The following is a 26,570-nucleotide window of genomic DNA, read 5'->3' on the forward strand; positions in this document are numbered from 1 at the left end:
CTATACCTACTTTACTCAAAAACACTATTCCATTAGATCGCGCATATCATCGGCGTGCTCTTCCTCGACAGCCATGATTTTGATCAACAAATGGCGTGTGGTCGGGTCTTTGTCGCCGATTTTCACGATCATCTGGCGATACGACTCGATCGCCACCCGTTCCGCGATCAGATTGGCACGCACCATGCTTTGCACGTCTTCGGAGTCATCATACTCGGCATGGCTACGCGCAAGCAATGTTGCAGGATTAAAATCTGGCTTGCCATTCAATTGCACGATGCGCTCGGCCAGCCAGTCGGCGTGTTCCTGTTCCTGCTGCGCATGTTCCAGGAACTCGGCCTTGATGGTGCCGTTGTCGCGTCCGCTCACGGTGTAGTAATGGCGTTTATAGCGCGCAATACACACCAATTCGGTGGCCAGCGCCCCATTCAACAGGGTGATCAACTCCTGGCGGTCGCCCTGGTAGCCGGCCGTCACGGCGCCGTCGTCCAGGTTTTTCGCGGCGGCGCGGATGGCGGCCGTATCGATGCCAGCTGGAATCTCAACAGATGTTTGGGTCATGATGTTTCCTTTCAAGTCTTGCATGGGTATCCACCGGCCAACATTCGGCCGGTGCTGCCTTTTTATTGCCGCGCCAGTCAGCGCGGCTTAACGGCGGGCGGGAATGGCCGTGTTGTCCTCAGACAGGACAATTTCCACCCGGCGATTCAGCTGGCGGTTCGCCGCCGTATCGTTGCCGGCGGCCGGGTAAGCGGCGCCATAGCCTTTCGTGGCGATGCGGTCGCGGCTGATGCCTTGCTCCAGCAGCGCATTGCGCACGGACTCGGCGCGGCGTTGCGACAATTCCAGGTTGTGCGCGGAACCGCCCGTGCTATCCGTAAAGCCTTCGATCAGCACGGTGCGCTGCGGGTTGTTTTTCAGCACGTCGGCCAGCTTGCGCGCCGTATTCGCGCCATCGGCCGTCAGGTTCGCCTTGTCCGTGCCAAACAGCACGTCGCCCAGGGTGATGACCATGCCGCGCTCGGTTTTCTTGGCGGCCAGGTCGGCCAGCTGCGCTTCCAGACCGGCGGCGCGCGCTTGCGCATCGCGGGCCGATGCTTCGGCCGCTTGCGCCTGGGCCTTGGCCGCTTCCGCATCCGCTTGCGCCGACTGGGCGCGGGCCGTGGCCTGGTCAGCCTGCTGCGTGCGCGCATCGAGGCGCAACTGGTCGCGCTGCTTACCGGCGTTGGCGATATCGGCTTCCGCCGCCTTTTGCTTGGCAACTTCTTGCGCCGTGGCTATCTTTTGCTTGGCCAGGTAAGCCAGCTTGTCGACCTTTTCGCTATCTTCCTGGCGCGTGGCGGCCGCGTTTGCCGCTTCCAGGGCTGCGCTCGCTTCACGGAATTCGCGTGGCGCATAGGTCGACACGATCGGATTCGATTGCGCCGCCATGTAGTCGCCGCGCGTCTGGTCGAGCAGGCTGGTGGTGGTCGGTGCGGAGCTGCAGGCGGCAACCAGGGCGGCCATGGCCAGCAGGCCGGGAATGGTGGTGTAGGTGGCTTTTTTCATGATGGAGTCCTGTTATTGTTGTTGCTTATTGTTTTGGGGCTTGCTGATTGGCACGGTCGAGCTCTTCGCGCATGACGCGGATGTTTTCGTTGATTTCATCGGCGGCCGATGTCGCCTTGGCCGAGTTGGCCTTGCTTTGCGCCAGCTTGGCGTCCGCTTGCGCCTGGTCGGCCAGGTCGCGCGCCGTCTTGTAGTCGCGGTCTTTCAAGGCCTGGTTAGCCATGCGCATTTTTTCGCGGGCCGAACGCATTTCATCGGGAGCCAGGTCGGCGGCGCCGGCGCTGGCGGCGTTATCGACGGCGGCGCGCGACACGGCGACATCGGCCGTGGCGGGCGTTTTCAGGCTGGAACAGCCCGTCATCAGGACGACGGCGCTGATGCAGGCAGCAAGGGCGGTCAAGGGGGTTTTGATGGAATCTCGGTTTGTCATTTTTCTTCTCCTGGAGAGTGAGGTAACGATATAAGTCATACATGGAACGAATCAGGAACTGCGTTTGATGTATGACGTTATAGGCCCCGCATCCCCGCATATCCGTTCGGTGCCGCACATAGGGTAGGAAATCGACAATACTTGCATGGGCAACGTGCGCCAGCGCACGTGTCCGCCAGCAAAACCTGAAACAGGCCCGGCTTTGGAGCGATTCCTGTAGCATCGTGACTACTTGTCCAGAAAGAATCAGCTCATGCCGCTCTCCCGCCGTCAAAAAATCGCCCTCGCCAGTACCGCCGTGCTGATCGCCCTGCCCGTCACGGCCGCCGTCGTCCTGCTGAACATGGATTGGAACCGCGCCAAGCCCTGGCTCAATGCGCGCGCCAGCGATGCGCTGGGGCGGCCGTTTGCCATCGAGGGCGACCTGGTGCTGACGTGGCAGCAGCCAGCCACTGCGGGGCCAAAAACCTGGCGCGACTATCTGCCCTGGCCGCACCTGCAGGCAAAGGACGTGCGCCTGGGCAACCCGAGCGCCATGGCGGACACGGGTGAGCAGAGGCAACTGGCCACCGTGAGCCAGCTGGCGTTCTCGCTCAATCCGCTGGCCCTGCTGGACAAGAAAATCATCATCCCGCAATTGCGCTTCGACACGCCGCAGGTGCGCTTGCTGCGCAGCAAGGATGGCAAGAACAACTGGACCTTCGACAAGCAGGACCAGCCATCGCCATGGCAGCTGGAATTGCAAAGCGTGGTCTTCAGCAAGGGCAGCGTGACCCTGGACGATGGCGTCAGCAAGACGGCGATGCGCGCCGATGTCGACACCATCGCGGACGATGCGCGCTACGGCATCGCCTGGACACTGTCCGGCACCTACCGCGGCGAAACCGTCAAGGGCGGCGGCAAGGCGGGCGGCGTGCTGTCGCTGCAGCGGCAAGGCACGCCCTTCCCCATCCAGGCCGACATGCGCGCCAGCGGCAGCAGCGTGGCCATCGAAGGCACACTGACCCGCCCGACGGACTTGGCCGCGCTCGACGTGCGCCTGAAGCTATCCGGACCCAGCATGGCGCGCCTGTATCCGTTGACGGGCGTGCTGCTGCCGGAAACGCCGCACTTCAGCACGGAAGGCCATTTGACGGGCACCCTGGCGCCGCGCGGCGGCGAATGGGTGTACGACCAGTTCAGCGGCAAGGTGGGGTCCAGCGACATCAACGGCAAGCTGGCCTTTTCCGCCAGCACGCCGCGCAAGCGCCTGACGGGCGAAGTCCACTCGCGCCTGCTGCAATTTTCCGACCTGGGTCCGCTGGTGGGCGCCGATTCCAGCGCCAGCAAGAAGGAACGGGGCGTGCCGTCGACGCAGCCGGCCGGCCGGGTCTTGCCGGTGGAAACCTTCAAGACGGAGCGCTGGACCAGCCTGGACGCCGACGTGCGCTACACGGCCGAGAAGATCACGCGCGATGCCGAATTGCCAATCAGCAAGCTCGACACGCATGTGGTGCTGACGGACGGCGTGCTGTCCTTGACGCCGCTCAACTTCAACGTGGCCGGCGGCACCCTGACGTCGCAGATCAAGCTCGACGGCAGCGGCAAGGTCATCGCCAACGGCATCGCGGCCGAACTCAAGGCCAGCGCCCGCCATCTGCACATCCAGCAACTGTTCCCCCGCCTGCCGGCCCTGCAAGCGAGCGTGGGCGAAATCAATGGCGATGCGTCGCTGTCGGCCACGGGCAATTCCGTCGCCACCCTGCTGGGCAGCTCGAACGGCGAAGTGCGCGCGCTGATCAACCGGGGCAGCATCAGCAAGCTGTTATTGGAAGAAATGGGCTTGAATATCGGCAGCGTCGTGCTGGCCAAGCTGGCAGGCGACAAGCAGGTCAAGCTGAACTGCATGGCGGCCGACTTCGCCGTCACCAAGGGGCTGATGCGCACGCGCCAGTTCATCGTCGACACGGATGACGCCATCCTGCATATCGATGGCACGGTGAACCTGGCCGATGAACGGCTGGACCTCACCCTGCGGCCGGACAGCAAGGGCTTGCGCATCTTTTCGCTGCGCTCGCCCCTGTATGTGCATGGCACCTTCAGCAAACCCGACGTGAGCGTCGACAAGGGCGTGCTGGCCCTGCGCGCCGGCGGCGCACTGGCGCTGGCCGTGGTGGCGCCCGTGGCGGCGCTGCTGCCGCTGGTCAACACCGGCCCCGTCGAGGATAGCGAATGCGCGGCCTTGCTGGCCCAGGCGCGCGTGAAACCGGTGGCGCCCAAGCCGGGCAAGCCCGTGCGCAAGGCACGTTAAGCGCGGCGTGTGTGCTTTTACAATTGTTACACCCCTATGTGCGTTGCCGAACAGACCCTGCCTTGCCGCAAATCTATTCTGTGATCGTGCCTGAAACACCCAAGACGTGGCGATACGAAGTCCCACCGGCCCATACCATGCCGGCGCCACGAGGTCCGAATTCATAGGAGAACTATCATGCAAATCATTAAAAAAATCGCCGCCACCACTTCCGTTGCCGCCCTGCTGCTGAGCCTGACGGCTTGCGCCAACATGTCCGGCCAGGATAAGAACACGGCCATCGGCGCCGGCATCGGCGCCGTTGCCGGCTCCGTGCTGACGGGCGGCAGCGCTGTCGGCGCAGTCGGCGGCGCCGCCGTCGGCGGCGTGATCGGCAACCAGGTCAAGCCGAAGTAATCGTTGATCAAAAAAGCGGGGTGGGTGCCCAGGCGCCCGCCCCGCTTTTTTGCGTCCGGCTTCCGTTGACGAAATTGAAAAGTTATTCTGAGGAAATTAGACGAAGACGTTGGCCATGCCGATGGCGCCGCTATCCTTGACCAGCTCGTAGCAGCGGCAGGAAACGGCTTCCAGGCCCGCCGAATCGAGGATCTCGATATTGCCGCGGCTGTAGGTGATGAGTTTTTGCTGTTGCAGCGCGCTGGCCGCCTTGGTCACGCCGACCCGCCGCACGCCCAGGGTGTGGGCAAGGAATTCATGCGTAAGGTGAAATTTTTCCGACTGCAGGCGGTCGCGCGTGATCAGCAGCGAACGGGCCAGGCGCGCCTCGAGCACGTGGAAGCGGCTGCACACGGCAATCTGGATGGCTTGCGCCAGCAAGGTGTCCGTGTAGCGGTACAGCAAACGCTGCAGGGATTCGAGCTGGGCGAACTCGGCGCAGAACTCCGCGCGCGCGATGCGGCTGGCCGTACCGGAACGTTGCACCACGGCACGTACTTGCGCCAGGTCATGACCGAGCGCGACGGACGCGCCCAGCACGCCTTCGCGGCCGACGGAGCCCACTTCCAAGGTCATCCGCCCTTCCGCCACGGCCAGCAGCGAGATCAGGCAATCGCCGGGGAAATAGATGTGACCGATAGGCTGGCCCGGTTCGTACAACACCTCGCCCACCTCGACCGTGACGGTGTCGAACAGCGCCGTCAGGTGCCGCAAGTCGTGCTCGGGCAGGCTGGCCAGCAAGCGGTTGCCGGCGTCTGGCGCACCCACGGGCGAACCCAGGCCGGATCGGCCTGCATCGCGGGGCAGGGTCATGCTGGCAGTCGTTGGTGGCATTGCTTTTCCTCGGTGTCGTTACAACTCGACATAATTTTTACCTAGCCTACGGTGCAGTACCGGCCCTGTATGTACGGTGACGCACGGAAGCGGAGCAAGCGGCACAGCACACTGGCAACAGACGCACATAACACGCAAAACACGCACTACCCTTTTTACTATTTTAAAAAAACCAAGGAGCCTTCCATGACTACCACCACCAAATCCCTCCATCCGCTGGTGCTTGCCGCCGCCGTCGCCGTCCTGCTGTTTTGCGGCGTGGGCACGGCTGCCCTGATGGGCTGGCTGCCCTCCTCCCAGGGCGACACCCAGCCGCTGGCGGCCAGCACCTCGGCCGAGCAAATGGCCAACCTGCAGGCGAACCAGCCGCCAGCGAACCTGCAGCCTGCCGGCGCCTTGCCGCTGGCCGCCCTGCCACCGCAGCAGCAGCCACAGCAACCACAGCAGCAACCCGTGCGCCAGCCGCAGCCACAGCCGCAATACGCGGCTGCCCCGGCGCCGCAGGTATGCGCCAATTGCGGCGTGATCGAAGCCATCCATGAAGTCAATACGCGCGCCGAAGGCAGCGGCGTGGGTGCGGCCGGCGGCGCCGTCGTCGGCGGCTTGCTGGGCAACCAGGTGGGCGGCGGCCACGGCAGGCAATTGGCCACCGTGCTGGGCGCCGTCGGCGGCGCCGTGGCCGGCAACCAGATCGAAGGCAGCGTGCGCGCCACGCGCAGCTACAACATCGTCGTGCGCCTCGATAACGGCAAGACGCGCACCGTGCACCAGAGCGCCGCGCCGAACTGGCGCCAGGGCGACCGCGTGCGCGTCGTCAACGGCGGCTTGCGCGCCATGGGCTAAGCGAACCGCGGCGGCGCCGCTGCCGCGATTAGTTGTAAATTAAACACACGCCCGGCTTGTCCGGGCGTTTTCTTTTTAGCAATGTTCGCTGGCGTACAGATGAGCTTGCAGTCCCGCGAGATGATGCATTCAGGAAAGTTCAACGGAATGTCAAAGGAGACGCCATGGAAGACGACAAGACAGGCAGCAACAGGATCTGGCTGGGCTTTATTGGCGGCGGCCTGCTGGCCACCGCACTGGGCTTTTGCGCGCTGGACCTGGCGCCGCCGGCGGGCAGCCCCGTATTCGGCGTCATGCTGCTGCTCACGGGCGGCATGGTCAGCTGCCTGGCTGGCGCAGTCGGCATGGCCGGCATGCTGGCGTGGGTGCCGGGCATGGCCGATGAACACGCGGACCGCCCCCGATAGTTGAGCCTTGTGTACGACAGCGTACAGAACGCAAGGGAAACAAAGTAGACACTTAGTCATGGCATCAGCGTTCAGCGACCCGGTCGCCGCGCAATGACAAGAACCGATGACGGCACCACGCGCCAGCGCCTGCAAGGCCACGGCAGTCGCCGTCATCCACACATTACTCTCGGAGGACACATCATGCTGTATACAATCGCCGTCGTACTCATCATTCTTTGGCTGCTGGGCCTGGTAACTTCCTATACCATTGGCGGCTTCATTCACATCCTGCTGGTGGTCGCCGTGATCATGGTGCTGCTGCGCCTGATCAGCGGGCGCGGTTTATAGCCCAGGCCCTTAGCCAGGTCTGACAAGAGCGGCGCGCGTGCAAACGGGCGTCGCCTTTTGCCGTATTTTTCGCACGGTGTGCGCGCACTGGCAAGCGGCGTCGTTTTGCAGTAACGTGTACGGGTAGTCCTGGGTATGTCCCCATAACAAAACAAGGAGAAAATCCATGAAAGAAACATTCAAAAAAGGCCCTGGCGCCAAATCCCTGATCGGCATGCTGGTGATCGCATTGGCCGCCACCGGCTGCGCGGACATGTCCTCGACGCAACGTGGCACGGCCACGGGCGCCGGCATCGGCGCGGGCCTGGGCGCCTTGATCGGCGGCACCACCGGTGGCGGCAGCAGCGGCCGCACGGCCGGCGGCGCCCTGCTGGGTGCGGCAGCTGGCGCCGTGGTCGGCAATATCTGGTCGAACCGCATGGAAAACCAGAAGCGCGCGATGGAACAGGCGACACAGGGTACTGGTGTGCAAGTGTCGCAGACGGCCGATAACCGCCTGAAAATGGAAATTCCAAGCGACATTTCCTTCGACACCAACCGCGCCGACATCAAGGGCAACTTCCGCCCGATTCTCGACCGCTTTGCCGCCACCCTGAATGAAAACCCGAACACGACGGTCAGCATCATCGGCCATACGGACAGCACGGGCAGCGATTCCATCAATGAACCGCTGTCGGTGGAACGCGCGGCCCACACGCGCGACTACCTGTCCATGCGCGGCGTTTCGCCGACCCGCGTCGTCACGGAAGGCCGCGGCGCCCGCGAGCCGATCGCTTCGAATGCGGATGCCTCGGGACGCGCACGCAATCGCCGCGTGGAAATCTACGTAGCCGAAATGGCTCCACGGGGGTAACACCGAACCAAACCTACTGCGCGTCGGTATAGGCGGCTTGCGATGCTCACCGTACTTTAGTACGGTTGCGCTTCTCGGCCACCTCTCCCTTCCGCTCGCTACGGTTTTGTTCGGTGTCGGGATGTTGACATCAAAATCAAGATCGTAAAAAAACCCGCTGGCAAGGTCACTTGCCAACGGTTTTTTTCCATTTAAAGCAGCTTATTTTGAAGCAGCTTATTTCGACGTCGTTGCCTTGGCGCCGCTTTCACCCTCTTTCGCCACCTTGGCGAAGTCGCCCGCCGTCACGATCGACACGGCCGAAGGCTTCAGGTAGTCGCGCAAGCCCTGGTTCACCTGCGCCAGGGTCAAGGCGGCCACTTTGGCTTCCAGGTCCTTGTTGTACGCCATGGTGCGGTCTTGCGCCAGATAGCCGGCCAGTTCGCGCGCCAGGCCCGCATCCTGCGTGCGCTCCACTTCTTCCGATTGCAGCCAGCCCTTTTTCGCTTCCGTCAATTCGTCTTGCGTGAAACCGTCGGCCAGCACCTTGGCGATTTCCTCGCGCAGGGCCGCTTCCACCTTGACCGTGTTTTGCGGCGCGCTGATGGCATACGCCATCCAGTAACCGGCCGGTTCGCGCGACGGAATGCTCACTTGCGAGCCGACGCCGTACGACAGGCCTTCCTTCTGGCGGATGCGGTCGGCCAGGCGGCTGCGCAAGGCGCCGCCGCCGAGCATGTGATTGGCGATCAGCAAGGCGGGATAGCTGGCGGCATCATCCTTGAGGGGGATAGGCTGGATGGCGAACAGCACGCTGTTCGCCTTGTCCGGCGTTTCCAATTTGACTTTCTCGCCGCTGACGGGCTTGACGGTGTCAAGAATGCGCACATACGGCTGCAGCGCCTTCCAGCTGCCGTACAGGCTGGCCACTTGCGCCTTCAGCGCGGCCGGGTCGAAGTCGCCCACGGCAGCGAAAGTCGCGTTCGACGCGCCATAAAAGGCGCCATGGAAGGCTTTCACGTCGGCCACCTGGATGGCTTTCCATTGCGCCAGCTCGGCCGGCAAGGTGGCCACATGGCGCACATGGCCTTCCGGCGTGGCGTCGAGCAGGCGGCGGAAGGCGTTCACGGCCAGCGGTTGCGGTTCAGGCAATTCCTGCTCCGCGCGGCCGACGCGCTCGCGCTGCAATTCCAGAAATTCCGTTTCGTTCAAGGCCGGCTTTTGCAGCACTTGCGCCAGCAAGTCCATGGCAGCAGGCAAGTTTTCGCGCTTGCCTGTCAGCATGGCGGTGACGCCCTCGGCGCCGCCCGTGATGGCGACCTGCATGCCCAGCTGGTCGAACTTGTCCTTCACTTCCTGGCGCGACAGTTTGTCCGTGCCGCGCGACAACAGATTCGCCGTGTAGCTGCCCACTTGCCCCTTGCCGCGCAAGCTCTCTTCGCTGCCGATCCGCAGTTTCAACACGACGCTGACCGTGCTGCCCTTGGTTTTCTTCGGCAGCAAGGCGCCCTTCAAGCCGTTCGGCAAGGTGAAGCGCGTGGTGCGCGCTTCGATATTGTCGGGGCTGGGGTCGAACGCTTCGCCCTGCGCCACGACGGCGCGGCCCGTGTAACCGGCCAGTTGCGGCGCCACGTCGGCGTAGGCCGGCACGACGGTGCGGTCCGGCGCATCGGTCGGGATGAAGCGGCCCAGGGTGCGGTTCGAGCTCTTCAGGTATTTCTCGGCCGCCGCCTGCACTTGCGCCGTCGTCAGCTTGTCGAGCTGGTCGCGCTGCAGGAAGAACAAACGCCAGTCGCCGGCCGCCAGCGATTCCGTCAGGGCGATCGTCAGGCTCGCCGTGTTCGAGGTGGCCAGTTCGATCTGCTTGTTCAGCTGCTGTTTCACGCGCGCCACTTCCGCGTCCGTGACCGGCTGCGATTTCAAGTCTTCCAGCACTTTCAGCATGGCAGCTTGCGCCGCATCAAGGTTGCCATCGACGGGCACCAGCGCGCCGAACAGGTTGTAGCCGGGCTCCAGGTTGCTCACGGAGTTGTATTCGATCTTGCTGGCCAGCTTGGTTTCCACCAGCGCCTTGTGCAGGCGGCCGGCCGGCGCGTCCGTCAGCACGTGGCCCAGCACCTCGATGGCGACGGCGTCCGGGTTGCCGGACGGCGCCACGTGGTAGCCGGCGCCGACGAACTGCGTGCCGCCGCTGCGGCGCACCGTCACGGCGCGCTCGCCATCCTGCACGGGTTCGGCCGTGTAGGTCGGCTCGATCACGCGCGTCGGTTTCGGGATCTTGCCGAACAGCTCATTGATCTGCTTCAAGACCTTGGCTTCGTCGAAGCGGCCTGCCACCATCAGCACGGCGTTATCCGGCTGATAATATTTATGGTAAAACGCGCGCAGGCGGGGAATATTCACCTGTTCGATGTCGGAACGGGCGCCGATGGTCGATTTGCCATAGTTGTGCCAGTCGTAGGCGACGGCCTGGATGCGTTCGCTCGTCACGCCGATCGGGTCGCTTTCGCCCATCTCGAACTCGTTGCGCACGACGGTCATTTCGCCCTTCTGCGTCTTCGGATTCCACAGGTCGTTCTGGTCGATGGCCGCGTTCACCATGCGGTCCGCTTCCATGGCCAGCATCTGGCGCAGGTTGTCGTCGTTGGCGGGGAAGGTGGCGTAGTAATTGGTGCGGTCGTACCAGGTGGTGCCGTTGAACTGGGCGCCCGTCGAGTTCAGGATCTCGACCGGGGTTTTCGTGCCCTTCTTGACGCCGAAATTGGCGCTGGGCTTGAACAGCAAGTGCTCGAGCAAGTGGGCCATGCCCGTTTCGCCATAGTTTTCATGGCGCGAACCGACCAGGTAGACGATGTTGGTGGTCAAAGTGGGCTTGCTGGCGTCGGGGAACAGCAGCACGCGCAAGCCGTTGGCCAGGCGGTATTCCGTGATGCCTTCGACGGACGTGACTTTGACGGCGGCGCGGCTGGGCGCAGCCTTGCCGGCTTTCTGGGTCGGCGCCGCTTCCACCGGGGTGGCGGCAAGGATGAACGAAGGCGAGAGGATGCCGGCGGCAAGCAGGAGGGCGGTAATGGGTTTCAAGGCAGAGTCCTGGTAACACTACGTTTTAGACAAGCGCACAAGCGGCGCCATGGAATGCAAACGCAAGAATTGCCATGGACCCGCGCTGCGTCTTCGCCGCCCAGGGAAATCATTGCTCTCGCAATTTACGGCATACTTATCACTTACGCAAGTCCTGTCATCGAGCTGTTATGTGCCCGTGTTATACTCCCTGGTTCCAGAACTATCTGCCTGTATATGAGACGAGCTCTCGTCCTGCTCTGCCTTTTTGTTTTCATCGCGTTACCCCAGGCGTTCGCCAGCATGGCCTACGCCAGTCCTTCCCCATTCCAGCATGCAATCGCGGCCGGCGCTGCCGCCACGCCCGCCTTCGGCATCGATTGTGCCGACGCCAGCCTCCATGCAGGCCTGCCTGGCGACAGCTGCGATACCGAAGAATGCGACAACGACCCCATCACGCTGTACCCGAGCTCGCGCCAGGGGGCGCCGTTTTGCGCCATCATTTGGCAAGCGGGACCGGGCGCACTTGCCGAAGCGGACGTGCGGCTGGCCACCCGGCCGCCGCGCGTCCGCCCCTGAAGACATGCATGCAGCACCCACGCGCCCGGGGCTTTAGCCACCAGGCACGCTTTACACTGATCGACTTTACAAGGTTATACACATGGAATGGTTATTTGACCCGACAATCTGGGTCGGCCTGCTGACGCTGGTCGTACTGGAAATCGTACTGGGGATCGACAACCTGATTTTCATCGCCATCCTGGCCGAGAAATTGCCGCCGCACCAGCGCGACAAGGCCAGGGTGCTGGGCCTGACCCTGGCCCTCGTCATGCGCCTGGGCCTGCTCTCGCTGATTTCCTGGCTGGTCACCCTGACCACGCCATTGTTTTCCATACTGACATTCTCGTTTTCGGGACGCGACCTGATCCTGCTCGTCGGCGGCCTGTTCCTGCTGTTCAAGGCCACCAGCGAGCTGCACGAGCGCCTCGAAGGGGTCACGCACGCCCAGACGGGCCCGAAAGTCTACGCCGGCTTCGGCCTCGTGGTGGCGCAGATCGTCGTGCTCGACGCCGTCTTTTCGCTCGACGCCGTCATCACGGCCGTCGGCATGGTGGAAAACCTGTACGTGATGATGGCGGCCGTCGTCATTTCCATCGTCGTCATGATGCTCGCGTCGAAAGTGCTGACGCGCTTCGTCAACGCCCACCCCACCGTCGTCGTGCTGTGCCTGAGCTTCCTGCTGATGATCGGCCTGTCGCTGGTGGCCGAAGGCCTGGGCTTCCACATTCCGAAAGGGTATTTGTACGCCGCTATCGGTTTCTCGATTGTCATCGAATTCTTCAATCAGCTGGCGCGCCGCAACTTCCTCAAGCTGCAGTCGAACGCCCCGCTGCGCGACCGCACGGCGCAAGCCGTGTTGAGCCTGCTGGGCGGACGCAAGGGCCGCGAAGCCGTGGAAGAGCACGAAGTCAAGGAACTGCCCGACGTTTCCGCCTTCGGCGTGGAAGAGCGCAACATGGTCAGCGGCGTGCTGACCCTGGCCGAACGCTCGATCCGCTCCGTCATGACGCCGCGCGGCGACGTGTCGTGGGTCAACCTGAACGACAGCAGCGAAAAGATGCTGCAATTACTGCGCGAAACGCCGCACAGTATGATTCCTGTCTGCAATGACGACCTGGACAACGTGGTCGGCATCGCGCGCAGCAAGGACCTGATCGAGGACCTGGTGTCGCGCGGCAAGATCGACCCGGACAGCATGCGCGAAGCCGTCGTCGTGCCGGAAGCGGCCGGCGTGCTGAAAGCCATGGAAACGTTAAAGCGCTCGCGCGGCCAGCTGGTGCTGGTGGTCGACGAGTTCGGCACCGTGCAGGGTGTGCTCACACCCATCGACATCCTGGAAGCCATCGCCGGCGAATTCCCCGACGAGGACGAGCAGCCGGACGTGGAAGTGCTGGGCCCCGGCCACTGGCGCATCGATGGCGCGACGGATCTGCATTACCTGGAGCAAGTGTTCGAGACGGAAACCCTGGTCAGCGAAGATGGCGAATACAACTCGCTGGCCGGCTTCCTGCTGGCGCATTTCGAGAACATGCCGGCCGTGGGCGAAGTGCTGGAACTCGATGATTTACGCTATGAAATCATCGAGGCCGACGAGCGCCGCATCGCCTGCGTGGACGTGCGCCGCATCGAGCCCGATCACAGTTTGTAACACAATGGCAAGCGTGCCCCGCTTGCCATGCCGTATGCTGGGGTCTGCCCATACCGGAGACCCCACGATGAAAAAATCCCTGCTACGCCTGACCCTGCTGGCTTGCGCCGCCTTAGGCAGCCACGCCGGCGCCCAGGCCGCCGCGCCATCGCCCACCATCAAGCCGGGCCTGTGGCAAGTCGACAGCAAGATGGCGTCGCCGGACGCCGCCACCGACAACGCCATGTCCATGGTGCTGCAACAACTGGGCAGCCTTCCTCCCGATCAACGCAAGCAGCTGGAAAGCATGGCGGCCAGCCGCGGCATGGCCATGCCCACCGTGGGCGCCGACGGCGCCGTGCGCGTGACGGCGTGCGTGACGCCGGACATGGCGGCGCGCAAGCAGATTCCCACGGGCCAGCCCGGCGATTGCAAGTCGAAAAACACGGACATCGCGGGCGGCATGCAGGTATCGTTCACTTGCGCCAACCCGAAATCGAGCGGCGAAGGCAAGGTCATGTTTACGGGCGACCAGGCTTTCAACATGCAGCTGGCCGTGACGACCAGCGCGCGCGGCGCGCCGGAACAGGTGAATGTGACGAGCAGCGGCAAGTGGCTGGGCGCCAGCTGCCCTGCCCCGGCCCCTGCCGCGGCATCAATTCAGAAACCGTGACGGAAGCCCAGGTTGAAGGCAGCATCGCCGCGGCCGCTGTCGCTGGCATTGCCCACCGTGTAGCGGGCGCCGTTCTTGTTGTGGATCTTCGCGTAGGACGCGTAGAAATCGCTGCGCTTTGACAGGGAATACGTGAGGCCGACGGCCATCTGGCTGGCGTCGCGGTTGGCCAGGTCGCGGTCATCCTTGCGCACCCAGGACGCCAGCAGCTTGAAGCCGCCCACGGGCACGGACACGCCCAGCAAGGTGTCGCGGCTGTCCGACGACGACATCGACAGGGCCAGCGCGCTGTAGGCGTTGTTCGGGTCCCACGGCGAGCTGCCATAGCCCTTGTTCACGCCCACGGCGGCAAAGACGGTGGCCACTTTCAGGTCGACATTCGCCGCGATCAGGGTATTGCGGGCCGACATGTCGATGGCGGGCAAGGTGCCGGATGCGAGAATGAGGTTATTCTTGCGCTGGTGCGACACGCTGACATTCACGGCGCCGGCCGAATAGCCGAGGGTGGCGCCATACGCGCGGTTGCTGGCGTTGCTGTACGGCGACTCGCCAAAGCTGTAGATGGCGCTGGCAGTCACGCCGCGCAAGGCGGGCGTCACGTACTTGACGGTATTGTCGTAGCGTTTCACGCTGTAGCCGGCCAGGTTGCCGGCGCTGCCGGCCATGCCGCCCTTGAACGGGTCGGCCACGTCGGTCAGGGCCAGGTAGTGCGGGTTGTACTGGCGCCCCAGGGTCAGCGCGCCCAGGCGGCTGTCGAGGCCCACGTAGGCCTGGCGGCCGAACAGACGGCCCTCTTCCGACTGGCCCGTGTCGTTCTGCACGCCCGCTTCCAGGGTAAATACGGCGGACACGTCATTACCCAGCGCTTCGCGGCCCTGCACGCCCAGGCGCGAACCGGACGCGACACCGCCGGATACCTTGGTGTTGGCGCAATTGGCGGCGCAGCCCCGCTCGGCCACGATGCCCGCGTCAAGCACGCCGTACACGGCAACGTTAGTGGATGCGGCACTGCCTGCGCCATCGGCAGCCTGGGCCGGTGCAAAAAGCATCCACGGCCCCATCCCTATCACAGCAAGCGCAAAATACGAGGTCTGCATGATAAATATCTCGGTAACGTGAATTGAAACTTCCCGGTATTGATCAGGACATGCGCTGTGTGTCTGATCTCAGTGTTACCTTATCCTCGCTTTTTGTCCAGCCATCCGTGCGTTGTACAACAGAAACTTCAGCTTAGGCCATGAAACCACGTCGCGTACTGACAACACGCAAGAGTGAGCATGATTATGCCAATTTGCGGCAAAATGGCGTTAAATGCAGGCCCTGCCGTAAAGCAATGTTCGGTGGCGAACGTTGCGAGAATTGACGCAGGCGGTACACTACTGGTTTTACCGACAGCGGCTCGCCCGTTTTTTCTGCATGCTAGCTATCCTCGAACGCATTGACCCCAACTCCAGCAATATCAACTTGCTGGTGGAACTATTCAACTCACTGCGTCCCAAGCGCCCCCACGACAGCGCTACCGCGATTGCCAACGTGCGCACCCTGCGCCAGCTTCTCAAAGGTAACCCCGCGCAAGCGCGCGCCCTGCACGAATACGTGCTGCGCGTGCTGGCCGCGCGCCGCCACGCCAGCCTGTACACCGATATCGGCGTGCTGTCGAACAGCGGCTTTTTCACGGAATTGAAACGCCGCATCGCCTACCGCATGCTGCCGCCCGCCCTCGGCGACGAATACCTGAACGACGCGCTCGACCAGGTGCTGTACCTGAAGACCGATTATTTGTGGATCAGCAACGTGCCCGCCACGGACTGGCTGGAACTGTTCGACGTGCTCACCAGCGACGACATCGAACTGGCCGTCGGCGACGGTAATATCATGCTGCCAGGCATGCTCGACGCCATCCGCACCCTGTCCTACCGCGTCTGCGCCATGGGCCTGGAACCGGAATTGACGCGTTTCCATAGCGAAATTGAAGTGTTCCAGTCGCCGTTCATGGTGCAAAACACGGAAGTGAACGCCTACCTGGACGCCTACACGAATCTGCTGCACGGCGATCTCGAGCACATCGAGGATGCGCGCCATTTGCTGGTGATGCTGGACCAGTGCGACGCCGTCATCGCCAAGATCCGCAAGAAGGCGCTGTACCAGGGCACCAGCATCCCCCTTACGTATTTATTGGTGGCGCTGGCGCAAAGCATCGAGCGCCTGCGCAAGCTGCTGTTCCTCGTCGACACGAGCGGCGAATTGCCGGCCTCGAACAACGTGGACATCGCCGCCATCACGGTGGACGCCACGCAAGACTTGCTGCACCCGCAACCCGTCAGCCGCCGCCGCGCGGGCGCCGTCGGGCTGGCGCTGGAACTGATTCAGGCGCACAACAACAAATACAAGGTCAGCGACCTGTTTTCCGACAATATCAACTTGCTGGCGCGCAATGTGACGGAAAACGCCAGCCGCACGGGCGAGCATTACATCGCGGAAAACCGCCGCGAGATGGGCGCCATGTTCCTCTCGTCCGCGGGCGCGGGCGTGATCATCGGCTTCATGGCCCTGTTCAAGATATTGATGTCCTACCTGCGCTCGGCGCCGCTGGTCGAAGCGTTCATGTTCAGCATGAATTACTCGATCGGCTTCATGTTCATCCACTTGCTGCATTTCACGGTGGCCACCAAGCAGCCGGCCATGACGGCGTCGCGCATCGCCGCCGGCCTGCACAGCAAGGATGGGCGGAATATCGACCTCGACAGCATGGCGGAATTGATCAATAAAGTGTTCCGCACGCAAAACATGGCCGTGCTGGGCAACCTGGCCACGGCCATCCCCACGGCCTGGCTGATCGCGCTCGGCTACAAGGCGATCACCGGGCACAACCTGGTGACGCCCGAGAAAGCCATGCGCTTGCTGCACGATATCGACCCCATCGGCAGCCCCGCCATCTTTTACGCCATGATCGCCGGCGTGTGCCTGTTCGTGGCCGGCCTGATTTCCGGCTACTACGACAACCAGGCCCTGTACACGCGCTGGGCGCAGCGCATCGCGCAATTGCGCGGCCTGGGCCGCGTCATCGGCCAGGAACGCCTGCAGCGCCTGGGTTTGTACCTGGAAAACAACCTGGGCGGCCTGATGGGTAACTTCTATTTCGGTATCCTGCTCGGTTCCATCGGCACCCTGGGTTTCCTGATCGGCTTGCCGATCGATATCCGCCACATCACCTTCTCGGCCGCCAACTTCGCCACGGCGCTGGTGGGCCTGGACCACAACATGAGCTGGCAACTGGCCGTCAAGTCGCTGTCGGGCATCTTCGCCATCGGCACGGCCAACCTGCTGGTGAGCTTCGGTCTGGCCCTGTGGGTGGCCCTGCGTTCGCGCCAGGTGCGCTTCAAGCACGGCATGCAATTGCTGAAGATCCTGGGCAAGCGCTTCCTGCGCTCGCCCATCGTCTTCTTCTTCGGCTCGAAAAACCCGCCACCTTTGGCACTGGCCGATGATACGGCAAACCTGTCACCCACGACCAAGGCTCAAAAATGACCGCCAGGCGCATGCAACCCTGCCTCACCGCCCTACTGCTGTGCTGGACCCTGGCTGCATGCGCCTCGCTGCCCAACGTCAAGAATCTCAACACCACCCTGGAACCGGTGGCCAAGCCCAAGGTCATCACGGGCAAGGGCGCCGTGCTGAACGTCAACAGCCGCGCCGCCCTGCTCAACAAGCGCTGGGCGAAGTCCGGCATGGACTTGAAAGCCCAGGCCGCGCTGGAAGAGGCGGCCACGGGCGTACCTTTGATCAAGGGCAACAAGGTGACGCTGCTGTTTGACGGCCCGCAAACGATGGAAGCCATGTTCCAGGCCATCAGCGAAGCGAAGAACAGCATCAACCTGGAAACGTATATCTTCGACCAGGACCCGCTGGGCCTGAAGTTTGCCGACATGCTCATCGAAAAGCAGCAGGCGGGCGTGACGGTCAACGTCATCTACGACAGCGTGGGCACCCTCGGCGTGCCGCAGGCGTTCTTCGAGCGCATGCGCGCGGCCGGCGTGCACCTGGTGGCCTTCAACCCCGTCAATCCCGCCAAGCTCAAGGGCGACGACTGGAAGATCAACAACCGCGACCACCGCAAGGTGCTGATCGTCGATGGCAAGACGGCATTTACGGGCGGCGTCAACATCAGCGACACCTATGCGAAAAGCTCGCTGTTCCGCTCCAAGAACAAGTCCGCCGACAAGAGCGACGTGGGCTGGCGCGATACCCACGTGAAAGTGGAAGGCCCAGCCGTGGCCGCCTTCCAGTGGCTATTCATCCGCACCTGGGCCCAGCAAGACCAGGCCGACTTGCCGGACGCGAATTATTTTCCCACCTTGTCAGAAGTGGGCGACAAGCTGGTGCGCGTCGTGGCCAGCGAGCCGGACGGCGGCTTCGAAATCTACAAGGCGTATATCCTGGCCATCCAGGAAGCAAAAAAAACCATCCACATCACGTCCGCCTATTTCGTGCCCGACCAGCAGACGGTCGACGCGCTGGTGGCCGCCGCGAAACGGGGCGTGGACGTCACCGTGGTGCTGCCGGGCGTGTCCGACAGCGGTCTCGTATTCCATGCGGGACATGCGCTGTACGACCAACTGCTGGCCGGCGGCATCCGCATCTTCCACTTGAAACTGGCCGTGCTGCACGCCAAGACGGCCGTCATCGACGGCGCCTGGTCGACGGTCGGCTCGACCAACATCGACATGCGCAGCTTCCTGCACAACAGCGAACTGAACGTGATCGTGCTGGGCGACAGTTTCGGCCGCGAAATGGAAAACGCCTTCCAGGAAGACTTGCGCGACTCGGAAGAGATCACCAGGGCGAAATGGGAAACCCGGCCGATTGCCGACCGCATGAAGGAGTGGGCGGCCCGCTTCATGAATTACTGGCTGTAGCGGAGTAGCCATCAAAAAGTCCAGGGCGTTGTTGCATTGCCTCGCCGTACTATTCGTACTGTCTTCGGCAACGCGCCTAGCCCTGGCCATTTTGCCGGCCACTCCTGATGCCGGTTGCCGCCTACCCCATTAATTCTGGCTACAGCGGCCGCAAGCTGGCCCACACGCCGCCCTGGCGCGCGAACGCTTCCGTGCTGACTTTTTCAAAGTCGGCGCTGTCGTCATTCCAGCTGTAGCGCTCGACGCGAATACAACTGTTTTCCACGCGCAGCACGTTGAAGGAATTCGATTCGCCCCTGCCCCGCGTGGACGTGGCCGTGCCCGCCTGCACCATCAGGGCAGCGTAGCCGGCGATCTTGTAGCGCTCGGCCGTGTTGCCCGCCACGCTCGCATGCAAGTGCCCGGCCAGCAATAGATCCACGCCGCATTCGGAAAACATTTGCAGCGCCAGCGGCGCACGGTCGACCAGATCATCGTCGTCGAAGTGCTCGGGCAAGTCAAATGGATGATGCGTGACGATGATGCGCGTCAAACCGGGCGGCAAACGGCCCAGGCGTTCGCGCAGGAAATCGATCTGCTCGTGGCTGATGCGGCCATCCTTGAAGGTCAGCGAGCGGGCCGTATTAATGCCCAGCACGGCGATTTCCTCGTCCACATATTCGGGCGACAAATCGTCCGTCACATGGCGCCGGTATTTCACCAGCGGCGTCAGGAAGCGGGAAACGACGTTATACAGAGGCACGTCATGGTTGCCCGGCACCACGATCTGCGGCCCCGGCAAGCTGTCGAGAAACTGCCGCGCTTGCTGGAACTGGGCGCTGCGGGCCCGTTGCGTCAAATCGCCCGACACCACCACCACGTCCGGTTCCAGGCGTTCGACGAGCGCGCGCAAGGGCGCCAGCAAGTCCGCGTCGACCTTGCCAAAATGCAAGTCGGACAAATGCACGATGGTACGCATGGCCTTACTCCCCGGAAGGTGCCGGCGCAGGCACCAGCACCGTCAGCGCGGCGGGGCGGATGCGGTACTGCAGCGGCGTATTCATGACGGTCACTTCGCCATCCGTGGCCACGCGCAGGCGCCGGTGCTTCGTGGCGATTTCCAGGTCGGTCGCCGTCAGCACGTCGAAATCCTTGGCCTGCGACAACTTGCCGAACAGCGCGTGCAAGGCCAGCTTCAGCAATCCCAGACGGCCCGGACGCTGCGCCACGTACAGGCTCAGCTGGCCGCCATCGAGCCGTTCGCGCTCGCCGATATTCAAGCCTTCCATCAGGTATTCATTGTTACCGATAAAGACAAACGGCGTGCGCCGCGCATGCACGGCGTCCTTCAGTTTCAATTGCACGCTGAGGAAGGGATAGCGGCGCAAGGCCGCCACCAGCGCCCAGCTGAACGCCAGCCACTTGCCCCGTCCCAGCCGGCGCTGCTGCTTTTCGCGGTCGCGCACGATGTCGGGATACAAGCCCAGGCTGGAATTGTTCAGGAAGATGCGGCCATTGACTTCACCCACGTCGACCTGGTGCGGCACGCCCTGCGCCACGTTGGCAATCGCCGCATCGAGTTCGAGCGGAATGTTCAAATCCTTGGCGAAATGGTTCAGGGTACCCAGCGGCAAGACGCCAAACGGCGTGCCGCTGCCGACGACGACGGACGCGACAGCATTGATGGTGCCGTCCCCGCCACCGGCCACGACGATGGGCGCGCCATCGCGCAGCGCTTGCCCGGCCGTGGCGATCATGTCGGCGCCGCTGGCGGCCAGGGTGATGGCGGCGTCGAGCCCCACGGCGGCGAATTTCGCTTCGAGCTGCTGCGCCCAGTCGGGCGCATAGCCGCAACCGGCGCCCGCATTGATGATGACTGCAATCTTGCTCAGGATGGTTTCCCCTTATCTGGTTTGCCGGATATGCCGGCGGCGGCGCAGGGTCGACACGCCGGCGATGCAGATGGCCAGCCAGCCATAGCTTTCCGCCATGGCCGCCAGCACATCGCTCAGGTAATGCGCGCCCAGGTAAATGCGGCTGAAACCCACGAGTGAGGCCATCAGGAAGGCGCCCAGCGCGATGGCGATGCGCTTGCCCCACGCGCCCGGCGCCGTCTGGCAAATCAGGTAGGCGGCCAGCAAGCCGTACAGGGCCGTCGAGGTGGCCGTATGACCGCTGGGAAAGCTGTACGTGCTCAGGGCCGTCTGCAGGATGGGCTCGTCAAAGCTGGGCCGCGCGCGCACAAAAATGTACTTTAGCAGCAGGTTCAAAAACATGACGCCCGGCATGGTAATGACCAGGGTAAACAGCCAGTAGCTGGCGCCCTTGCGGTGCAGATACCAGCCCAGCAAGACGGCCAGGGTGATGGCGCCGATCACGCCATGCATGTGCGTGACGACCAGCAGGCAACTGGTGATCCACGGCACGGCATGCTGGTTGAACCACTGCGCCACCTGCAAGTCGATCACGGTAATTTGCTGCATGCCCATGACGGCTTCGGCGATCTCGTGGAAGACCACGATGGCGACGAGCATCAGGGCCACGCCCACCGTCATATGCAGGCCCAGCTCGCCTTCGGGCGACAGGCGCGCCTCGACGAAGCGGCGCAGTCTCGTGGTCCAGCCCGTAGTCATGCCCATGTCATTTTTCTCTTGCAAACTCATCTCTCTTTCATGTTCCCGGTACTGATCAAAAAAACCACACCAGTAAAAAAATACTGTTTATTCATACAGTAGCTGTGTATTCATACAGTAGTTATGCTATTCTGATGACTCGTTCAACACATCTCCCTCAAAGGAATTGTCATGGCAACATTGAATAGCGGTTTTGGCTCACGGTTCGGCCTGGAATACGCCCCAAGCTCTTTCCTCGTCCGCATGGGCAAGCGCGAAATCCTCGTCTGCCGCGACTTCCGCAAGCGCTACTACACCGTCAATCCCTTGATCGAGTGCGGTACGGGCATCGAGCCGGGCTATGTTGAAGTGCTGCTGATGCGCCGTTGGTTGCTTATTCTATCCAAGGCACATTAAGAATGACTTTAAAACAAGGTGTTCGCACCCTGTTATCAAGTCAGCTCCGTCCGGCCACGCCGGGAACGCCTCAGTACCGGCCAGCAGCACGCTGACCGACCCCTCACTACTGTGTGCGTTCCGGCGCGGCCGGGCTGGCAGGTGTTTCGGCAGCAGTGCCGGCAACTGTACCGGCAAGTGCGTCGGCACCTGCATCGGCAGCTGTGCTGGAAGGCATGGTGGCCGGCGGTACGCGGTCAGTCGCATTCGCTTCGTACCACAAGGTAACAAACAGCACCATCACGACAGGGCCGATGAACAAGCCCACGAGGCCCAGGGTTTCCACGCCCCCCAGGATGCCGAACAGCACGGCCAGGAAGGGCAAGCGGGTGGCGTTGCCGATCATGCCAGGGCGCACGAAGTGGTCGGCGACAAACAGCACCACGGTGCCCCAGGCGCCCACGCCGATGGCGGCGCCCACATTGCCCTGAAACACCAGCAAGGCGGCCGCGCATCCATACGCGAGCGGCGCACCAAACGGGATGATGGCCAGGATGCCCGTGGCAAACGCCCACAGGGCCGGTGACGGCAAGCCGGCGATGGCATAGGCGATGCCGATCAGCACGCCTTCGGCCAGGCCCACCAGCACCAGGCCGTTGACGGTGGCGCGGATGGCCGTAGGGATCTTTTGCGCATAGCGGCCCCACCGTTCGGGACGCAAAAAATGGCTGCCGACGGCCGTGATCTGGCGCGTCAGCGCTTCGCCATCCTTGTAAAAGAAAAACAGGCATAAAAACGCCAGGCCGAAGTCGACCAGGCGGTGAAACACGTCCGCGCCCAGCACCTTGAGCATGTCGCGCGCGGAATGAAAGCCGCCCACGGCGCTGCCCGCAAAGAAGTGGCCCAGGCCATGCGGCTGGCTCAGGGTGGCTTGCCACCAGTCGCCGATGGCGCTGCCGGCCAGCGGGACATGCGCCACCCAGTCCGGCACGGGCAAGCCGTCGGCATTCGCATGCACGACGAAATTGGCCAGCACGGGCACTTCACGCGCCGCCTGCGCCACGCCGAACAGCACGGGAATGATGAAGATGCAGGCAAACGCCAGGGTCAGCACGGCTGCCGCGACGATGGTGCGCTGGCCCAGCGCCGCGCGCACGCGCACATACAAAGGCCAGGTGGCCACGCACAGGATGCCGGCCCACACGAGCGGCAAAAAGAAACGCTGCATGACGAAGGCCGTCACGGCGATCAGGGCCAGGGAAAAGCCTGCGCTGACAATGTCGCGCTGGGTATCGTTCATGCTGCTCCATTCGTGCCCGGCGCCATGGGCCGCCAGTATTCGCTATGCGCCACATGCGCAGGCGTAGCGTAACACGGAGATTCGCCGATTTACACGAGGCCCAGTTCCGCCGGTTTCACGCCGGCAAACACGTGGTCGAGTTGCGCCGGCGTCAAGCCGAAGGTACGGCGCAGCAAGCCGCCCAGTACGGCCCGGTATTCATTCAGCACGGGCATGTCGCGGTTCTGGAACAGGTTTGCCTGCGACATCGCCACTTGCTCGCCCGCCACCTGCTTGCCCTTGATCCCGCCACCCAGCACCCAGAACACGCTGCCGTGGCCGTGATCCGTGCCGCGGTTGCCGTTTTCGCGGAAGGTGCGGCCAAATTCGCTGACGACAACGACGACGGTATTGCGCCAGGCGCTGCCCATTTCCTGCGAAAACGCGGCCAGTCCCCGTCCCAGTTCATCGAAGCGCCCCGCCAGGTAGCCGCTGGCGCCGCCCTGCCCCACGTGCGTATCCCAGCCGCCCACGTCGACGAAGCCGAGGTTGTACTTGTCCTTCATCAAGCGGGCGATGCGCTGCGCTTCCAGCTCAAAACCCTTGGTACTGATGGCGTTGCGGTTGGCCGCCTGCATTTCCCCCGTCAATTCCTTCGTCACGTCGTCGCGCACGACAAAGCCCGCGCTGACGGGTTGCTGCAGGGGCGTGCCCCGGTACATGGCGGCGATGATCTGGCTTTGACGCGCATCAATGCCGGACTTGCCCACGGAGCGCAGCGCCATGTTCGGCACTTGCACGCCGCCCTGGAAGATCAGCGGCAGCTGGTCGGTGAAAGCGATGGCGGGGCCGGCCTTGCTGCCATTCAAGGTCTGCACGAGGCGGTTCAGGAAACCCGAACGGAAGTCGCGCCGCGTGTTGATCTCTTGCCCCAGCTCGATGGTATCCTGCGTCTCGAAATGGCTGCGCGTCAAATCCGTCGTGCCCGCGAACGGGATGAAGGCCGCCTCGCCGCCCGTGAACATGGGATAAATGCTCTCGCGCAAGGCCGGATGCAAGGCCCAGTCGGCGTTCAAGGCCAGCGCGCCGTTTTCCTCGCCCGGTTTCGCGATGGCGATATTCGGCCGCGCCGCGTAGTAAAAATCGCTGCCGACCGGCACCAGCAAGTTATTCGCGTCATAGCCGCCGCGCAGGAAGACGAACAGCAGCTTCGCATCCGTGGCGGGTGCGGCCAGCAGGCTGCCCGCGTGAGTGAACAAGGGTGCGGCGGCCAGGGCTTTCAACAGGTCACGACGATTCATGGCAATCCTCCGATTTCAACTTAGCGGTGCATCATTTCCGGCGAGGAAAGAAGAAAAGTATTCCACTCCTGCGGCGAAGCGGCCTGATCCAGTGCCTGGCGCGTGGCCGGGCTCAAGCCTGGCTGCAGCGACTGGTAATACAGGGCGCTGGCCAGTTGCGGGAACGCTACTTTTTCCTGCGGCTGCGGGCCATCCGTCTTGAACAGGCCGGCGCTGCCCGAACCGATGGTGCGGGCGATGTCGAAGCGCGTCGTCATTTGCCCCGGACTGGCCCAGGAAGCGTCCGTCAGCGGATAGCCATCGGGCGTCTGGCGTCCGTACAGGGGCTGGCCCATGCGCGAAAGCCAGTTCAGCATGGGTCCCGCATTCAGGATGGGCTTGTCGTCATAGCTGAGGCGCACGGCCGATACGACATAATGCATGGGATCCTTGAATTTCTTGCCCAGCGACTGCTTGAATTCGGGGCTGTCGAACATGGTTTGCAGCACGTCGGCGATCAAGCCGTCACTGCGCTGGAAGGTGGCCGCCATGCGCGCCACCAGCGGTGCGGGCGGGTTGTCGCCGACGAAATACTGGGCCAGCTTGCCACTGATAAAGTGCGCGGTGGCGGGACTGCGGCTCAGGCGGTCCAGCGCTTCGTCGAGTTCCGCCAGGCCCCTGCCCTTCACCGTTTGCCCGAGGAATTGCTTGTCGCCGTAATCGTGGCGGTTGGGATTGAACTCGAACAAGCCCCGGCGCACGTATTGCGACTGCAGCGCCGGTTTCACCTTCGGCGTGTCCGCTCCCAGGTTCACGCCCACGCCCGTCAGGATGCGCGCCAGTTCCTGCACGTCCATCTGGCTATAGCCGCCGTTCACGCCCAGCGTATGCAGTTCCATCAGCTCGCGCGCATAGTTTTCATTGATGCGCTTGGCGGCGTTGGCTTCATTGTCCAGGTAGCGCAGCATGGCTGGATGGTGGACGGTGGCGCCCAGCAAGTCACGGAATTTCCCCAGCGCGTGTGGCGCGATGGCGTTCGCCTCGTAATCGCCCACCATGGCGCGCAAGTTGTGCTTGCCTTGGTGCACGCTGAAATGGTTGAGCCAAAACCAGCTCAGCTGCTGCTGCAACTGGTTCGGCGAATACACGTCCAGCAACAAGGAGCGCGTGGCCGCTTCGCGCGCCAGGCGGTTAAGTTCTTGCTGGTAATCCTTTTGCGCCTGCTGCTTCGCCATGTCGTCCATGACGCCGGCCGACTCCTTGCGCTTTTGCTCCATAGAAATCACCAATTGCTCCAGCGGCACCTGGCTGATGGTCATGGCGTCGATTTGCGCGGCGATGGCTGGCGGCAAGGCCGCTTTTCCTGGATGCAACTGCGTCCGCAGCCAGGCGCTCCAGCCTTTGTCCTGCACCTGGCGCACGCTGCCCCCGTTCACGCCCCAGCTGACCCGCTCCAGCATGGCGATGTCTTGCGCGGGACTGCTCTGCGCGCGATGATCGGCCTGGGCGGCCGGTCCTGGTCCGGTGGCGGCGCAGCCGGCCAGCAAGAGCAGGGAAATCAAGGTCGTCGGCAATAGTCGGTGCGGGGTCATGGCGGTCCTTCAAGCGGTTTCATGCAGAATGCTTGAGGGTACGCCCAGGTTGACCCGCGCATGATTGCCATTTGCAACGAGTTGTAATCAAGCACGATGGTTTGCCAGCCAATCTCTCGCCGGCATGAGCACATTATGATGAATCATCTCGGATAAAATGTTATCGGGAGAATGGCGTATTGCAATGGCAGCTGCGTATTTTCTCCCGAACCAGACATTATCCATACAATACATCCACATTAAAAAGAAATGAAAATATTATTTATCGCTGCATTAGGAACGTTATCGCTGATTCAAGCGCCGTCAGCCTTGGCGGAGAATCTGAATGGAAAAACCCTGTATGTACAGCGCTGTGCCGTGTGTCATGGCGCGGAGATCAAGGGAACGGGGCCATTGGCGAATAAAAGCAATCCGCCCACGCCCGACCTGACCACCGCCGCATTCAAAAAACGCCTGAAGGATTATCCGGGCGTGATCGTATCGTCGGTCATCCTTCGTCCGAATGGCGATCTGATTCCCAAGACCTTGAAAGAGAATGGCGTCAAGATTGCGCCATATGCCTGGCGGGTAAAGGATTTTCGCGATTTGAATCAATACATGAGCGATGTGATTTTAAAAAATCGATGACAGGGAAATAAGCGGCGGC

General features: G+C 62.7%; 25 protein-coding genes. 13 read left to right on the top strand and 12 right to left on the bottom strand.

The annotated features are described in order from the left end of the window. Nucleotides 1-24: 24 nt before the first annotated feature. From O3300_RS15955 to O3300_RS15965, 3 genes are all read right to left on the bottom strand, one after another. Nucleotides 25-561, bottom strand: coding sequence for a ferritin-like domain-containing protein (locus tag O3300_RS15955; RefSeq protein ID WP_070224913.1), 537 nt, complete (start codon nt 559-561; stop codon nt 25-27). Nucleotides 562-648: 87 nt separating this feature from the next. Continuing rightward, a complete protein-coding gene (locus O3300_RS15960) occupies nt 649-1,548 on the bottom strand; it encodes an OmpA family protein (RefSeq protein ID WP_099664889.1) in 900 nt (299 codons plus the stop codon). Between the two features lie 25 nt (nt 1,549-1,573). Continuing rightward, nucleotides 1,574-1,978, bottom strand: coding sequence for a DUF4398 domain-containing protein (locus O3300_RS15965; protein ID WP_099664890.1), 405 nt, complete (start codon nt 1,976-1,978; stop codon nt 1,574-1,576). Between the two features lie 253 nt (nt 1,979-2,231). Between O3300_RS15965 and O3300_RS15970 the strand changes: the two genes are divergently transcribed. Together O3300_RS15970 and O3300_RS15975 are read left to right on the top strand one after the other, a co-directional pair. After that, nucleotides 2,232-4,268 carry an AsmA family protein gene (locus O3300_RS15970; RefSeq protein WP_305053490.1) on the top strand — a complete coding sequence of 679 codons (2,037 nt, stop codon included), beginning with the start codon at nt 2,232-2,234 and terminating at the stop codon, nt 4,266-4,268. A 177-nt stretch (nt 4,269-4,445) separates the two neighbouring features. Then, nucleotides 4,446-4,664, top strand: coding sequence for a glycine zipper 2TM domain-containing protein (locus O3300_RS15975; RefSeq protein WP_010396384.1), 219 nt, complete (start codon nt 4,446-4,448; stop codon nt 4,662-4,664). Between the two features lie 96 nt (nt 4,665-4,760). Here the strand turns inward: O3300_RS15975 and O3300_RS15980 are convergent, their stop codons facing one another. Further along, the gene (locus tag O3300_RS15980; RefSeq protein WP_099664892.1) at nt 4,761-5,537 is read right to left on the bottom strand and encodes a Crp/Fnr family transcriptional regulator; all 777 of its coding nucleotides are present in this window, start codon (nt 5,535-5,537) and stop codon (nt 4,761-4,763) included. Nucleotides 5,538-5,723: 186 nt separating this feature from the next. Between O3300_RS15980 and O3300_RS15985 the strand changes: the two genes are divergently transcribed. From O3300_RS15985 to O3300_RS16000, 4 genes are all read left to right on the top strand, one after another. Continuing rightward, complete coding sequence (locus O3300_RS15985; protein WP_251350780.1) at nt 5,724-6,380, top strand: glycine zipper 2TM domain-containing protein; 657 nt, start codon at nt 5,724-5,726, stop codon at nt 6,378-6,380. Between the two features lie 164 nt (nt 6,381-6,544). Next, nucleotides 6,545-6,787, top strand: a complete 243-nt coding sequence (locus O3300_RS15990) for a hypothetical protein (RefSeq protein ID WP_099664894.1) — start codon at nt 6,545-6,547, stop codon at nt 6,785-6,787. A gap of 183 nt (nt 6,788-6,970) precedes the next feature. Beyond that, nucleotides 6,971-7,117 carry a lmo0937 family membrane protein gene (locus O3300_RS15995; protein WP_010396376.1) on the top strand — a complete coding sequence of 49 codons (147 nt, stop codon included), beginning with the start codon at nt 6,971-6,973 and terminating at the stop codon, nt 7,115-7,117. A 214-nt stretch (nt 7,118-7,331) separates the two neighbouring features. After that, the gene (locus tag O3300_RS16000) at nt 7,332-7,970 is read left to right on the top strand and encodes an OmpA family protein (RefSeq protein WP_099668175.1); all 639 of its coding nucleotides are present in this window, start codon (nt 7,332-7,334) and stop codon (nt 7,968-7,970) included. Nucleotides 7,971-8,186: 216 nt separating this feature from the next. On the opposite strand, the gene O3300_RS16005 is transcribed toward O3300_RS16000, so the two are convergent. Next, nucleotides 8,187-11,030 carry a pitrilysin family protein gene (locus tag O3300_RS16005; protein WP_305053491.1) on the bottom strand — a complete coding sequence of 948 codons (2,844 nt, stop codon included), beginning with the start codon at nt 11,028-11,030 and terminating at the stop codon, nt 8,187-8,189. Between the two features lie 282 nt (nt 11,031-11,312). Here O3300_RS16005 and O3300_RS16010 point away from each other — a divergent pair, with 282 nt between their 5' ends. The 3 genes from O3300_RS16010 (at nt 11,313) to O3300_RS16020 (ending at nt 13,870) form a co-directional block, all read left to right on the top strand. After that, the gene (locus tag O3300_RS16010) at nt 11,313-11,588 is read left to right on the top strand and encodes a hypothetical protein (protein ID WP_251350784.1); all 276 of its coding nucleotides are present in this window, start codon (nt 11,313-11,315) and stop codon (nt 11,586-11,588) included. An 82-nt stretch (nt 11,589-11,670) separates the two neighbouring features. Continuing rightward, nucleotides 11,671-13,218, top strand: coding sequence for a TerC family protein (locus O3300_RS16015; RefSeq protein ID WP_251350785.1), 1,548 nt, complete (start codon nt 11,671-11,673; stop codon nt 13,216-13,218). A gap of 67 nt (nt 13,219-13,285) precedes the next feature. Beyond that, nucleotides 13,286-13,870, top strand: a complete 585-nt coding sequence (locus tag O3300_RS16020; RefSeq protein ID WP_305053492.1) for a DUF3617 domain-containing protein — start codon at nt 13,286-13,288, stop codon at nt 13,868-13,870. Here the strand turns inward: O3300_RS16020 and O3300_RS16025 are convergent. Next, complete coding sequence (locus O3300_RS16025; RefSeq protein ID WP_305053493.1) at nt 13,858-14,919, bottom strand: porin; 1,062 nt, start codon at nt 14,917-14,919, stop codon at nt 13,858-13,860. The two genes, O3300_RS16020 and O3300_RS16025, sit on opposite strands and share 13 nt — an antisense overlap. Nucleotides 14,920-15,286: 367 nt before the next feature. Between O3300_RS16025 and O3300_RS16030 the strand changes: the two genes are divergently transcribed. Beyond that, on the top strand, nt 15,287-17,398 hold the full coding sequence (locus O3300_RS16030) for a site-specific recombinase (protein ID WP_305053494.1): 2,112 nt from the start codon (nt 15,287-15,289) through the stop codon (nt 17,396-17,398). 11 nt (nt 17,399-17,409) lie between these two features. Continuing rightward, nucleotides 17,410-18,786, top strand: coding sequence for a cardiolipin synthase (gene cls, locus O3300_RS16035; RefSeq protein ID WP_369812294.1), 1,377 nt, complete (start codon nt 17,410-17,412; stop codon nt 18,784-18,786). A 139-nt stretch (nt 18,787-18,925) separates the two neighbouring features. Here cls and O3300_RS16040 read toward each other — a convergent pair whose 3' ends face one another. Genes O3300_RS16040 through O3300_RS16050 form a run of 3 tightly spaced genes read right to left on the bottom strand, consistent with a single transcriptional unit; the run spans nt 18,926 to nt 21,404 of the window. After that, entirely contained in the window at nt 18,926-19,744 is an 819-nt protein-coding gene (locus O3300_RS16040) for a metallophosphoesterase (RefSeq protein ID WP_305053496.1), read from the bottom strand. A 4-nt stretch (nt 19,745-19,748) separates the two neighbouring features. After that, nucleotides 19,749-20,657 (bottom strand): diacylglycerol kinase family protein, encoded by a 909-nt coding sequence (locus tag O3300_RS16045; protein ID WP_289899372.1) that lies wholly within the window; start codon nt 20,655-20,657, stop codon nt 19,749-19,751. A 12-nt stretch (nt 20,658-20,669) separates the two neighbouring features. Beyond that, nucleotides 20,670-21,404, bottom strand: a complete 735-nt coding sequence (locus O3300_RS16050; protein ID WP_305053497.1) for a phosphatase PAP2 family protein — start codon at nt 21,402-21,404, stop codon at nt 20,670-20,672. Nucleotides 21,405-21,569: 165 nt separating this feature from the next. Between O3300_RS16050 and O3300_RS16055 the strand changes: the two genes are divergently transcribed. Continuing rightward, complete coding sequence (locus O3300_RS16055; RefSeq protein ID WP_010396348.1) at nt 21,570-21,794, top strand: hypothetical protein; 225 nt, start codon at nt 21,570-21,572, stop codon at nt 21,792-21,794. A 106-nt stretch (nt 21,795-21,900) separates the two neighbouring features. On the opposite strand, the gene O3300_RS16060 is transcribed toward O3300_RS16055, so the two are convergent. From O3300_RS16060 to O3300_RS16070, 3 genes are all read right to left on the bottom strand, one after another. After that, nucleotides 21,901-23,073 (bottom strand): AI-2E family transporter, encoded by a 1,173-nt coding sequence (locus O3300_RS16060; protein ID WP_305053498.1) that lies wholly within the window; start codon nt 23,071-23,073, stop codon nt 21,901-21,903. A gap of 89 nt (nt 23,074-23,162) precedes the next feature. Continuing rightward, a complete protein-coding gene (locus O3300_RS16065) occupies nt 23,163-24,353 on the bottom strand; it encodes a DUF1501 domain-containing protein (RefSeq protein WP_289899257.1) in 1,191 nt (396 codons plus the stop codon). Between the two features lie 20 nt (nt 24,354-24,373). Beyond that, entirely contained in the window at nt 24,374-25,924 is a 1,551-nt protein-coding gene (locus O3300_RS16070; RefSeq protein ID WP_305053499.1) for a DUF1800 domain-containing protein, read from the bottom strand. A 249-nt stretch (nt 25,925-26,173) separates the two neighbouring features. Between O3300_RS16070 and O3300_RS16075 the strand changes: the two genes are divergently transcribed. Then, nucleotides 26,174-26,551, top strand: a complete 378-nt coding sequence (locus O3300_RS16075) for a cytochrome c (RefSeq protein WP_077401501.1) — start codon at nt 26,174-26,176, stop codon at nt 26,549-26,551. Nucleotides 26,552-26,570 lie beyond the last annotated feature (19 nt).

The sequence above is a fragment of the Janthinobacterium sp. SUN206 genome, assembly GCF_030587305.1.
GTDB classification, from domain to species: Bacteria; Pseudomonadota; Gammaproteobacteria; order Burkholderiales; family Burkholderiaceae_D; genus Janthinobacterium; species Janthinobacterium kumbetense.